This window comes from Methylophaga sp. (genome assembly GCF_030651745.1).
This window is the reverse complement of the sequence record NZ_JAUSCC010000151.1, coordinates 46815-58809: the sequence shown is the minus strand read 5'-3', so window position 1 is coordinate 58809 and position 11995 is coordinate 46815. Positions and strand designations below refer to the sequence as shown.

Sequence of the window (11995 nt, the reverse complement as noted above, 5' to 3'; positions counted from 1 at the left end):
CAGGCTGCTTTATTGGAAGAATTTATTGCCGAGCGCGGGCAGGATTAGTTGGGAGCAAACAATGAGTAACATTATCGATCAGCTTAACGCTGAACAATTGAGAAGCGATATTCCGGATTTTTCTGCCGGTGACACAATTGTGGTCAAGGTTCGTATTAAAGAAGGTGAGCGTGAGCGTGAACAGGCTTTTGAAGGCATCGTTATCGCAAAACGTAACCGTGGTTTGCATTCAGCTTTCACTGTTCGCAAAATCTCTAACGGTGTTGGTGTAGAGCGTGTTTTTCAAGCGCACAGCCCAACTATCGCCAGTGTAGAATTGAAACGTCGTGGTGATGTTCGCCGTGCGAAACTTTACTACCTGCGTGATTTGACTGGTAAAGCTGCACGTATTAAAGAAAAATTGTAATTTCTGCGGGTCGTCAGATCCGTTGAATTATAAAAGGGACAAAGTTGACTTCAGCTTTGTCCCTTTTTTGTGGCTCGAAATTAGTCATCAAAATATGGACAAGCTGAAGCAATCAAATGACAAAGCCTAGCGATCTACAACTAAGTCATCTGCAAAGTTTTCTAGATTCTTTATGGCTTGAATCAGGGCTGAGTGATAATACCGTAACGGCTTATCAACATGATTTGGTGGCGTTTGCCAGTTGGTTACAGCCATTTGATGTGACGTTAACCAATGCCGAACGTGAGCATATCCAGCGTTATCTGCAGCAGCGAATGCGAGATGGAAAAAAAGTTCGCAGTGATGCCCGTCTATTATCCAGTCTGCGTCGTTTTTATCGTTATTTATGTCGTGAAGGGATCCGCGATTCGGATCCTACAGCAATGTTGGAATCGCCAAGATTAGGCAAATCCTTGCCGGGAAGTCTATCGGAAGAAGATGTCATTAACCTGCTGACACAACCGGACACTGAAAGCGCACTGGGTATGAGGGACCGTACCATGCTGGAGGTATTGTATGCCACAGGGCTGCGAGTTTCTGAGCTAGTCGCCTTAACCTTTGAACAGCTCAATATGCGACAGGGACTGATTCGTTGTATTGGTAAAGGTAATAAAGAAAGATTGGTCCCATTGGGTGAAACGGCATTGGACTGGTTGCAATTGTATTTGCTGGAAAGTCGACCTCAGTTACTGCAAGGCCAGGTCACCGATGATCTGTTCCCAACGCGCCGTGGAAGCTCAATGACCCGTCAGGCTTTCTGGTACATCATCAAACGTTATGCCAAATTGGCACATATCGATAAACCGCTGTCACCGCATACATTACGTCACGCTTTTGCCACACATTTGTTAAATCATGGTGCTGATTTACGGGTGGTTCAGCTGTTACTGGGACATGCTGATTTATCGACAACACAAATTTATACCCATGTTGCAAAAGCTCGGTTGCAGCAAATGCATCATCTGCACCATCCACGGGGATAAGTTTTCGTATCAATGTAACGTCAATGTTAAACTTGCCGGTTAAAATTAATTAGATTGGGAGAAGCCAAATGCCCTCATTTGATATTGTTTCTGAAGTCGATAAGCATGAACTGACCAATGCAGTGGATCAGACAAACCGTGAATTGGATAACCGCTTTGATTTTCGCGGAACCGAAGCCAAGGTCGATCAGTCTGACAAAACGCTGACCATGTTTGCCAACAGTGATTTCCAGTTAGATCAGTTGCTCGATATTCTCAGGATGAAACTGGTGAAGCGCGGTATTGATATCAGCTGCCTTGAGCTTAAAGATCCAGTCGGCTATGGCAAGATGCGTAAACAGGATGTGATTGTCCGTGAAGGTATCGAAAAAGACTTGTCACGTACCATCGTGAAACTCATCAAAGAGAGCAAAATCAAAGTGCAAGCGGCCGTTCAGGGAGATAGTGTTCGAGTTACCGGCAAAAAACGCGATGATCTGCAACAGGTAATGGCGCTACTGAAAAGCCATGATTCTATTGATATGCCACTGCAATTTAACAACTTTCGAGATTAAGAGACTTATTAATAATGAAATTAAGCCGACTGGCATGGTTGCCATTACTGTTTTGCATGAGTTTTGCTCATGCCGATGAAATGGCAAAACTTAAAGCTGAACTCAAAAAACAATTACCCGATATGCAATTGCAATCGTTAGAACCAGTTGGTGATACCGGCTTGTATGAGGGAATTATTGATAATCGCATTTATTATTTTACTGCCGATGGTAAATATTTATTGCAAGGTGATTTGTTGGCGCTTGAGTCACGCGAGAACATCACCGAAACTCGGCGTATGGAAATGAAAAAAGCCATATTGGATGATTTGGACGAAGCAAGTTTGATTACCTTTGCCGCGAAAAAACCGGATTATACGGTAACCATTTTTACCGATATTGATTGTGGTTACTGTCGTGAATTACATCGCCAGGTAAAAGACTACAACGATTTGGGGATCAGCATTCGATATATGGCCTATCCACGGGCAGGGGCGGAGTCAGAGTCTGCCAATAAACTAATAGAAGTCTGGTGCGCTAAAGATCAACAGAAAGCGATGACCGATGCCAAAGCACAGCGAGAAGTGAAAAAAACCTCTTTATGTGAAAACAACCCAGTCGCTGAGCATTTCGAAATCGGCAGCAAATTGGGAGTGCGTGGTACGCCGGCTATTTTTCTGGAAGATGGACAGATGTTACCGGGCTATGTGCCACCCAAAAAACTACGTGAGATTCTGGATGAGTATCTCGGCTCAAGTAAATGAGAGCTGAGTTTCACCCTCAGGCAAGCGTGTATCGAACAAGCGTATTTTCTCAGCGGTAATTTCGATATAACTGGGTTCAGAGTGCCAGTCACCTAAGACGATTCGATAGTTTGGAATGTTTTGCACAGATCCCAGCTGGTGAATCGCCGGACGGTGAGTATGACCATGCAGTAACAAATGAACGTTATGCTGATTCATTACCTGTCGAACAGCAGCTGGATTAACATCCATGATCTGAGCCTGTTTATATTGCTTTTGCTGTTTACTTTTAGCTTTGATTTTATCTGAAATACGTTGCCGAATTGTCAGCGGCATGGCCAGAAACAGTTTTTGCAGCCAGCGTTTACGAACCACTTTACGATATCGCTGATAACTCACATCATCCGTACACAAACTATCACCGTGCATCAACAATATAGAATGGCCGTAAATATCTACCAGCACAGGATCTTCCATTAAAGAGCCGCCAACCAGTCTGGCAAAGTCGTGGCCTAACATAAAGTCACGATTACCGACCATCAGATAAATACGGGCACCATTGCGTTGCTGATCCTGTAATGCGTGGATAAATGGCTCAAATTCCCCAGGAATTAAATCATCACCCAGCCAGGTATTAAAAATATCGCCCAGTATATAAAAAGCATCGACATCAACCTGACTTGCAACAAAGTCGGTAGCCAGCCGGATAAGCTCCGGCTGGTCAGGACTAAGATGCAGGTCTGAGATAAACAGGGTTTTCATCAGTTTTAGCAGGATGAACTATTCGACCACAATCGCTTTTTCAATTACAACTGCTTCTGCAGGAACATCCTGATGACCCCCACGCATAGTGGTGTTCACTTTGCGAATCGCATCAACTACATCCATACCTTCAATCACTTCCCCAAACACGGCATAACCCCAATCCTGCATGGTTTTACCCCGATAATTTAAAAAGTCGTTATCTTTAGTATTGATAAAAAACTGGGCAGTTGCTGAATGCGGATCGCCGGTACGAGCCATAGCAATACTACCGAGTTTATTACTCAAACCGTTATCCGCTTCATTCTGGATAGGCGCTTCGGTTTTTTTCTGCTGGAAGGATTCATCAAATCCACCACCCTGAATCATGAAGTTTTCAATGACACGGTGAAAGATAGTGCCGTCATAAAAACCAGCTTCAACATATTGAATAAAGTTTTTGACAGTTTCAGGTGCTTTATCAGCATTCAGCGCGATAACAATATCGCCGTGATTGGTAGTGAGCTTCACTTTGGGTTGCGAGCTGCCGCCTTCCGCATGTGCTGCCAGAGAAAACGAAGCAATAAACAAAGGCGCCAGATGGCGATAGAGTATTTTCATGGTGGCTTAATTCCAAAATTGCAAAAAACCATCATGATAGTGCATCAGAGGGATTCAGGTGAACTCGAAACAGTTTTTCTGAGGCAACATAACGAAACAGCGCTGTTACCCGACGCTGCTGACAGCGTATAATGCGCGTTCACATTTAACTGTAAACATTCAATATGTCTGAATCTGCTGTCAATCATAATTTTATACGCCCTATTATTCAGGAAGATATTAACGCTGGCAGGGTTGCCGAAAAAGTAGTGACTCGCTTTCCTCCCGAGCCCAATGGTTTTTTACATATTGGACATGCCAAATCCATCTGCCTGAACTTTGGTTTGGCTGAGGAGTTCGGCGGTGAGTGCAATCTGCGTTTTGATGACACTAATCCAGCCAAAGAAGAGCTGGAATACATTGAAGCCATTATGGAAGATGTTCAGTGGCTGGGTTTTCAATGGGCCGGTGAGGTGCGTTATGCGTCAAGCTATTTCGAGCAGTTCTACGATTGGGCCATTCACCTTATCAAGCAAGGCAAAGCCTATGTCTGTGATCTAACCGCCGAACAAGCCAGTGAGTATCGGGGTTGGGCGACCAAGCCGGGTAAAGAATCTCCATTTCGTAATCGCAGCGTAGAAGAAAACCTGGCTTTGTTTGAAAAAATGAAGCAAGGCGATTTTGCTGAAGGTTTTTGTGTTTTGCGCGCGAAAATCGATATGGCTTCGCCGAATATGAACCTGCGTGATCCTATTCTCTATCGCATTCGTAAGCAGTCGCATCACCAAACGGGTGATAAATGGTGTATTTACCCCAGCTATGATTTTGCTCATGGACAGGGCGATGCGATTGAAGGCGTTACCCACAGTATTTGCACGCTGGAATTTCAGGACCACCGTCCTTTGTATGAGTGGTTTCTTGAAAACCTGCCTGTGCCCACGCAGCCAAAGCAGTATGAGTTTGGTCGACTCAATATTAATTATACGGTGACCAGTAAGCGCAACTTAAAACAACTGGTCGATGAACATATTGTTACCGGCTGGAATGATCCCAGAATGCCAACGATTTCAGGGATGAGAAGACGCGGTTATACCGCTGCTGCATTACGTGCTTTTTGTGACGGTCTGGCTGTAGCTAAAACAGACGGTATTGTGGATATTGCCCAGCTGGAATTTGAAATCCGCAAAGATTTGAATGAAAACGCAGCGCGTGCCATGTGTGTGCTGAATCCTTTGAAAGTCAGCATCACCAACGGCCCTGATAATACTGAATGGCTGGAAGTTGCCAATCACCCGCAACAGGAAGCTATGGGCCATCGCTCATTGCCATTCACTAAAGAGATTTTTATTGATGCCTCCGACTTTACTGAAGACACCAGTCTGAGCCGGAAAAAGTTCAAGCGTTTGGTAATTGGCGATTATGTGCGTCTGCGCGGGGCGTATGTCATTAAGGCTGAGGATGTCATCAAGAATGACAACGGTGACATCATTGAAGTGATTGCCTCGTTAGTGCCTGATACGGTTGGCCAGAATCCACCAGCTGACATAAAACCACGGGGAGTTATTCACTGGGTTTCAGCCACGGAAGGCAAACAAGTCGAATTGCGCTTATACGACAGATTGTTTTTGGCGGAAGCTCCGGGAAAAGCAACGGGTAACTATCTTGATGACGTAAACCCGGATTCGTTAAAGGTCATTCAGGCGATTGCAGAACCGGCTATTGTGAATTGTGAACCCGAAACTGTTTTCCAGTTTGAACGAGAAGGCTATTTTGTCAGTGATCGTTATGATCATAGTGCGGATATGCCGGTATTCAATCTGACCATTGGTCTAAAAGAAACTTCAGATAAATAAAAAATGTTAAAACTTTACAACACCTTATCCAGGCAGAAAGAAGTCTTTAAACCCATCGAACCCGGCAAAGTTAAAATGTATGTCTGCGGTATGACGGTATACGATCTCTGTCATGTTGGTCATGCTCGGGTAATGGTGGTGTTTGATGTGGTGACGCGTTATCTGCGGGCCAGTGGTTATGATGTGACCTATATCCGCAATATTACGGATATCGATGACAAAATCATCAAACGCGCTATGGAAAATGGCGAATCTATTCAGGCGTTAACCGATCGTTATATTGATGAAATGCATGCTGATGCCGATGCATTAGGTGTTTTGCGGCCTGATCTTGAGCCAAGAGCTACAGAAGCCGTTGATGCCATGCAACAGATGGTGCAGACCCTGATTGATAAAGGTCTGGCCTATGTGGCTGACAATGGTGATGTTTACTACGATGTCAGCGAATTTGAAGGTTACGGCAAATTATCGGGCAGACATATTGACGACTTGCGTGCCGGTGAGCGTGTGGCCGTCAATGAGGCAAAAACCGATCCACTGGATTTTGTGCTTTGGAAAGCGGCAAAACCGGAAGAACCTTCCTGGGAATCGCCCTGGGGACCGGGTCGTCCCGGTTGGCATATTGAATGTTCCGCGATGTCCGCAGATAGCCTGGGCCATCATTTTGATATTCATGGTGGCGGGCAGGACTTGCAATTCCCGCATCATGAAAATGAAATCGCTCAATCCGAAGGGGCGCATGGCTGCCAGTATGTGAATTACTGGATGCATAATGGCTTTGTGCGGATTGATGACGAAAAAATGTCCAAGTCGCTGGGTAACTTCTTTACTGTGCGTGAAGTATTAGCCAAATATCCGGCAGAAGCTGTGCGGTATTTTATTCTGATGAGTCATTACCGCAGTCCATTGAACTATGCGGAAGATCAGCTGGAGCAAGCGAAAACTGCATTAACGCGCTTTTATCATTCGCTGCGTGATATCACCCCTCAAAAAGTGACATGGCAGGATGATGCTGAGTTTGCGCCACGTTTTGCTGAAGCCATGGATGATGACTTTAATACGGCTCTGGCATTATCGGTATTGGCAGATGTGCGTCAGGCACTCAACAAAGCTCGCGAAGAAAATGACCAGCAAAAATCAGCTTATCTGGCTGGTTTATTATTGGCATTTGGTGATGTACTTGGTTTATTTCAGCAATCCGCAGAAGACTTCCTTACCGGTGGTCAGCAGGATGAATCGGGCAAAATCGAACAGCTGATTGTTGAACGTAATGCTGCCCGTGCCGCAAAAGACTGGGCTCGCGCAGATCAAGTACGTGATCAACTAACGGCAATGGGAATTGTGTTGGAAGATGCTGCAGGTAAAACCAGCTGGCGTAAAATTTAAAGTTCGTAGTAGACCACCTGCTGATAGTAGCTGAGACAATTAAATTTTTCCGGGTAGTGCTTGATCTAAGTCAACGACAGCTTTGCTAATCTGCTTTTTGGGTATACAAAGCGTTTTAGTCTGGGCATGATCGAATTCAATCTAATGGATCGATTATGCCCCAAGATAAAACGTATCTACTTACTATCAACGGTGGTTCATCCAGTATCAAATTTACGTTGTATAACGTAACCGAATCGCTCGTTCCCGTTCTATCCGGCAAACTCACAGGTCTGGGATTGCCAACAGCCAGTCTGCGCGTCAAAAATCCAATTCAAGCAGAAGAATCAGCATTTGATGTCAAAGCCGATAATTATCGGCAAGCGGTGACGGTATTGGTTGAATGGTTTCAGGATAATCTTGATATCAGCTCGGTTAATGCTATCGGACATCGAATTGTTCATGGCGGTCATCTTTACAAAAAACCTCAGTGGGTTACTCAAGATTTACTCAATCATCTATCCGCAATCACGCCTCTTGATCCACAGCATTTACCCGGTGAAATTCAGTTAATCGAAGCATTTGGGCAGCAGTTCCCAAAGTTAAAGCAAATGGTTTGTTTCGATACCGAGTTTCATCAGAACCTGCCAGTGGTGGCCAAATTATTGCCCATCCCTCGTTTTTATTACGAGAAGGGAATATACCGTTACGGTTTTCATGGTTTGTCTTATCGATACCTGATGCAGATATTACATCAGCACATTGGCGAAAAAGTTCTGCAGGACAAGATCGTCCTGGCGCATCTGGGTAATGGTGCCAGTATGGCAGCCGTCATAAATGGGCAATCTATTGATACCACAATGGCGATGACACCAGCGGCAGGATTGGTGATGGGCAGTCGCAGTGGTGATCTGGATCCAGGATTATTTGGCCTGCTTAACCGAAGTGAAGGCATGACTGGCGATCAGTTTGAAACAATGATTAACCAGCAATCTGGGTTGCTGGGCATTTCAACCATCACCAGTGATATGCAGCAGTTATTGGAAAAATGTTCAGAAGATTCGCATGCCAGGGATGCTGTTGATGTGTTTTGTTATCAGGCGAGAAAACAGATTGGTGCTTATGCTGCGGCGTTAGGCGGTTTGGATACGCTGGTTTTTTCTGGAGGTATAGGCGAGAACGTAGCGGAAATTCGGGCACTGATTTGTCAAGACTTGGCATTTATCGGCATTGAATTGGATAACGAATTGAATCAGCAAAATGCTCTGCGTATTTCAACACCGCAAAGCAGGGTAACTGTTTGGGTGATCCCGACCAATGAAGAATTAATGATTGCACAATCCATGTGTGATCAGTTGAACCTGAATCATCAAGGGGAAAAGTAACCATGACATCTGAAACATCAAAGACATTACAGCCACTCGATCAGGGTTTATTGGATAAGATGCATGCCTATTGGCGCGCGGCAAATTATTTGTCTGTAGGGCAAATCTATCTTTATGACAATCCATTATTAAAACAACCATTACACGCGAGTCATATTAAACCTAGATTATTGGGACACTGGGGCACCACCCCCGGGCTCAACTTTGTCTATGTGCATCTCAATCGGGTCATCAAGCAACATGATCTGAATGTGATTTATATTGCCGGTCCGGGGCACGGCGGTCCGGCATTGGTGGCCAATACCTATCTGGAAGGCAGCTACAGTGAAACCTATCCGGAAATTTCCCAAGACGAAGCCGGAATGAAACGTTTATTTAAACAGTTTTCGTTTCCGGGTGGTGTGCCAAGCCATGTTGCACCCGAAACACCAGGCTCGATTCATGAGGGTGGTGAACTCGGTTATGCCTTATCACATGCCTATGGTGCTGCATTTGATAATCCTGATTTGATTGTGGCTTGTGTGATCGGGGATGGTGAAGCAGAAACGGGGGCTCTGGCAACCAGCTGGCATTCCAATAAATTTTTGAACCCTGAGCATGATGGTGCGGTATTGCCAATTTTACATCTCAATGGCTACAAAATCGCCAGCCCGACTGTGCTGGCGCGGATCCCTAATGATGAACTTGAAGCGTTATTTTATGGCTATGGTTATACGCCGTATTTTGTTGAAGGCGATGATCCGCAGCAAATGCACCAGTTAATGGCTGCTACATTGGATAAAGCCATGGAACAAATCCGGCATATTCAAACTGATGCACGGGAGCATGGTGTGCATCTGCGGCCGCGTTGGCCAATGATTATTCTGCGCTCACCAAAAGGCTGGACAGGTCCGAAAGAGGTGGATGGCAAAAAAACCGAAGGGACTTTCCGTTCCCATCAGGTGCCAATGGGCGATATGGATCAGGAAGGCCATGTCGAGATCCTCAATAAATGGCTGCAAAGCTATCGACCGGAAGAACTGTTTGACCAAGGCGGTAAGCTTATTCCTGAATTAGCAGAACTAGCACCCTCTGGCACACGTCGCATGGGAGCGAATCCACATGCTAATGGTGGACAGTTATTGCAGGATTTAGTGTTGCCTGATTTTCGCGACTATGCTGTGGAAGTCAAAAATCCCGGAGGAACAAAAGGCGAAGCTACCCGGGTAATGGGTAAATTCCTACGCGATGTGATGCAGCAGAATCTTCCGAATAACAACTTTCGTTTATTCAGTCCCGATGAAAATAACTCCAATCGCTGGCAGGATGTTTTGGATGTGACTGGCAGAACCTGGATGGGCGAGATGATCCCAGGCGATGACAAGCTGTCTAAGGATGGCAGAGTGATGGAAATGCTCAGTGAACATCAGTGTCAGGGCTGGCTGGAAGGCTATTTATTAACCGGTCGACATGGTTTTTTCTCCTGCTACGAAGCGTTTATTCATATTATCGATTCTATGTTTAACCAACATGCCAAGTGGTTGAAAATCTGTAATCAGATTCCTTGGCGTAAACCCATAGCGTCGCTGAATTATCTATTGTCATCGCATGTCTGGCGTCAGGATCACAACGGTTTTTCGCATCAGGATCCTGGTTTTATCGATCATGTGGTGAATAAAAAAGCTGAAGTAGTTCGTGTCTATCTGCCACCCGATGCCAATACGTTATTATCAGTGACCAATCACTGTCTGCGTAGCCGGAATTACGTCAATGTGGTGGTCGCCGGTAAACAGGCTTCGCCACAGTGGTTGGATATGGAATCCGCGGTCAAACATTGCACGGCAGGGATCGGAGTGTGGGAGTGGGCCAGTAATGATGAAGGTAAAGAGCCTGATCTGGTAATGGCATGTTGCGGTGATGTGCCGACATTGGAAACAATGGCTGCAGTCCAATTACTCAGGATGTTTTTACCTGAACTGAAAATCCGCGTGATTAATGTCGTGGATTTGATGAAATTACAATCTCCGAGTGAGCATCCACATGGACTCGAAGAAGATGCCTTTGATGCGTTATTTACTCAAGATAAACCTGTTATCTTTGCCTATCATGGCTATCCGATGCTGATTCATCGTTTGACTTATCGTCGTACCAATCATGAGAATTTGCATGTGCATGGTTTTAAAGAAGAGGGAACCACCACCACGCCGTTTGATATGGCCGTTATTAATGGCTTAGATCGTTTTCATTTGATGGAAAACGCCGTCAAGCATTTACCTCAACTTCCATCTGAGAAGGTATCTGAACTCAATTTATTTATTCAGCAGAAACTTGCCGAACATGATGACTATATCCGCGAACATGGCCAGGACCTACCGGAAATTCGGGATTGGCAGTGGAATAGTTAATTGGGAAATTCAACTTGCCCCTCCTGATTTTGGAGGGGCAAGTAATGTTTAAGGGTGTAGCTGATCTGCAGCAAATAAGGTGTTTTCAAGAAGTGTGGCAACAGTCATCGGACCTACACCGCCTGGAACCGGCGTAATCCACGCTGCTTTTTGACTGGCTTTGTCAAATTCGACATCACCAGTTAATTTACCGTTTTCTAAACGATTAATGCCGACATCAATCACCACCGCACCTTCGCGAATCCAGTTACCTGGAATAAAATCGGGTTTACCGACAGCAACCACTAAAATCTCAGCACGGCGAACATGCGATTCCAGATCCTTGGTCATGCGATGGCAAACCGTGGTTGTGCAACCAGCCAGCAATAATTCAAGTGCCATGGGACGACCGACAATATTGGATGCACCGACCACCACTGCTTCTTTGCCTTTAAGTTCGATGCCAACAGATTGCATCATCGTGATCACCCCTTTCGGTGTGCAAGGACGTAATTGGGGATTACGTTGCGCTAACCGGCCGATATTATATGGATGAAACCCATCAACATCTTTATTGGGGGATATGTGTTCGATGACTGCATCGGAATTGATATGTGCTGGTAAAGGTAGCTGGACCAGAATGCCATCAATTTCATCGTCTTGATTGAGCTGAGTAATCAGATCCAGTAGCTCTTGTTCACTTGTGGTTTCCGGCAAATCAAAGGATTCAGATTTAAAACCCACTTCTTCACAGCTGCGACGCTTGCTGCCCACATAAACCTGTGAGGCAGGGTTTTCACCCAGTAATACAACCGCCAGTCCAGGCTGACGTTTGCCAGTGGCGAGGCGCATTTGGGTTGCCGCTTTGATTTTCTGTTTTAGCTCGGCAGCAATTGTCTTTCCGTCGATGATTTGAGCAGTCATTCTGTGGATTCCGGCCTTTCAAAAGCGGCTATGATCGCACGTTGCGTCAGCCACGGCAAA

General features: G+C 45.3%; 11 protein-coding genes. 8 read left to right on the top strand and 3 right to left on the bottom strand.

Features of this window, described 5'->3' with window-relative positions:
• Positions 1-61: 61 nt before the first annotated feature.
• From rplS to Q7V21_RS17770, 4 genes are all read left to right on the top strand, one after another.
• Complete coding sequence (gene rplS, locus Q7V21_RS17785) at positions 62-406, top strand: 50S ribosomal protein L19 (RefSeq protein WP_069295780.1); 345 nt, start codon at positions 62-64, stop codon at positions 404-406.
• Between the two features lie 116 nt (positions 407-522).
• The gene (gene xerD, locus Q7V21_RS17780; RefSeq protein ID WP_304918571.1) at positions 523-1428 is read left to right on the top strand and encodes a site-specific tyrosine recombinase XerD; all 906 of its coding nucleotides are present in this window, start codon (positions 523-525) and stop codon (positions 1426-1428) included.
• Between the two features lie 68 nt (positions 1429-1496).
• Entirely contained in the window at positions 1497-1982 is a 486-nt protein-coding gene (locus tag Q7V21_RS17775; RefSeq protein WP_304918570.1) for a YajQ family cyclic di-GMP-binding protein, read from the top strand.
• Between the two features lie 14 nt (positions 1983-1996).
• Positions 1997-2725 carry a thioredoxin fold domain-containing protein gene (locus Q7V21_RS17770; RefSeq protein ID WP_304918569.1) on the top strand — a complete coding sequence of 243 codons (729 nt, stop codon included), beginning with the start codon at positions 1997-1999 and terminating at the stop codon, positions 2723-2725.
• On the opposite strand, the gene Q7V21_RS17765 is transcribed toward Q7V21_RS17770, so the two are convergent.
• Together Q7V21_RS17765 and Q7V21_RS17760 are read right to left on the bottom strand one after the other, a co-directional pair.
• On the bottom strand, positions 2714-3466 hold the full coding sequence (locus Q7V21_RS17765; protein WP_304918568.1) for a UDP-2,3-diacylglucosamine diphosphatase: 753 nt from the start codon (positions 3464-3466) through the stop codon (positions 2714-2716). The genes Q7V21_RS17770 and Q7V21_RS17765 overlap by 12 nt on opposite strands.
• 18 nt (positions 3467-3484) lie before the next feature.
• On the bottom strand, positions 3485-4066 hold the full coding sequence (locus Q7V21_RS17760; protein ID WP_304918567.1) for a peptidylprolyl isomerase: 582 nt from the start codon (positions 4064-4066) through the stop codon (positions 3485-3487).
• A 164-nt stretch (positions 4067-4230) separates the two neighbouring features.
• Between Q7V21_RS17760 and Q7V21_RS17755 the strand changes: the two genes are divergently transcribed.
• The 4 genes from Q7V21_RS17755 to Q7V21_RS17740 all read left to right on the top strand — a co-directional run bounded on the left by Q7V21_RS17755 (position 4231) and on the right by Q7V21_RS17740 (position 11032).
• Positions 4231-5898: a glutamine--tRNA ligase/YqeY domain fusion protein gene (locus Q7V21_RS17755; RefSeq protein WP_304918566.1), complete on the top strand. Its 1668-nt coding sequence runs from the start codon at positions 4231-4233 to the stop codon at positions 5896-5898.
• Between the two features lie 3 nt (positions 5899-5901).
• The gene (gene cysS, locus Q7V21_RS17750; protein WP_304918565.1) at positions 5902-7284 is read left to right on the top strand and encodes a cysteine--tRNA ligase; all 1383 of its coding nucleotides are present in this window, start codon (positions 5902-5904) and stop codon (positions 7282-7284) included.
• Positions 7285-7439: 155 nt separating this feature from the next.
• Positions 7440-8648: an acetate/propionate family kinase gene (locus Q7V21_RS17745; RefSeq protein WP_304918564.1), complete on the top strand. Its 1209-nt coding sequence runs from the start codon at positions 7440-7442 to the stop codon at positions 8646-8648.
• A 2-nt stretch (positions 8649-8650) separates the two neighbouring features.
• The gene (locus Q7V21_RS17740) at positions 8651-11032 is read left to right on the top strand and encodes a phosphoketolase (protein ID WP_304918563.1); all 2382 of its coding nucleotides are present in this window, start codon (positions 8651-8653) and stop codon (positions 11030-11032) included.
• A 48-nt stretch (positions 11033-11080) separates the two neighbouring features.
• Here the strand turns inward: Q7V21_RS17740 and folD are convergent, their stop codons facing one another.
• Positions 11081-11935: a bifunctional methylenetetrahydrofolate dehydrogenase/methenyltetrahydrofolate cyclohydrolase FolD gene (folD, locus tag Q7V21_RS17735; protein WP_304918562.1), complete on the bottom strand. Its 855-nt coding sequence runs from the start codon at positions 11933-11935 to the stop codon at positions 11081-11083.
• Positions 11936-11995: the final 60 nt, after the last annotated feature.

Bases quoted from the DNA above. Each gene is read 5' to 3' on its own strand.
- rplS (WP_069295780.1), top strand. From the start codon at position 62: ATGAGTAACATTATCGATCAGCTTAACGCTGAACAATTGAGAAGCGAT.
- xerD (WP_304918571.1), top strand. From the start codon at position 523: ATGACAAAGCCTAGCGATCTACAACTAAGTCATCTGCAAAGTTTTCTA.
- Q7V21_RS17775 (WP_304918570.1), top strand. From the start codon at position 1,497: ATGCCCTCATTTGATATTGTTTCTGAAGTCGATAAGCATGAACTGACC.
- Q7V21_RS17770 (WP_304918569.1), top strand. From the start codon at position 1,997: ATGAAATTAAGCCGACTGGCATGGTTGCCATTACTGTTTTGCATGAGT.
- Q7V21_RS17765 (WP_304918568.1), bottom strand. From the start codon at position 3,466: ATGAAAACCCTGTTTATCTCAGACCTGCATCTTAGTCCTGACCAGCCG.
- Q7V21_RS17760 (WP_304918567.1), bottom strand. From the start codon at position 4,066: ATGAAAATACTCTATCGCCATCTGGCGCCTTTGTTTATTGCTTCGTTT.
- Q7V21_RS17755 (WP_304918566.1), top strand. From the start codon at position 4,231: ATGTCTGAATCTGCTGTCAATCATAATTTTATACGCCCTATTATTCAG.
- cysS (WP_304918565.1), top strand. From the start codon at position 5,902: ATGTTAAAACTTTACAACACCTTATCCAGGCAGAAAGAAGTCTTTAAA.
- Q7V21_RS17745 (WP_304918564.1), top strand. From the start codon at position 7,440: ATGCCCCAAGATAAAACGTATCTACTTACTATCAACGGTGGTTCATCC.
- Q7V21_RS17740 (WP_304918563.1), top strand. From the start codon at position 8,651: ATGACATCTGAAACATCAAAGACATTACAGCCACTCGATCAGGGTTTA.
- folD (WP_304918562.1), bottom strand. From the start codon at position 11,935: ATGACTGCTCAAATCATCGACGGAAAGACAATTGCTGCCGAGCTAAAA.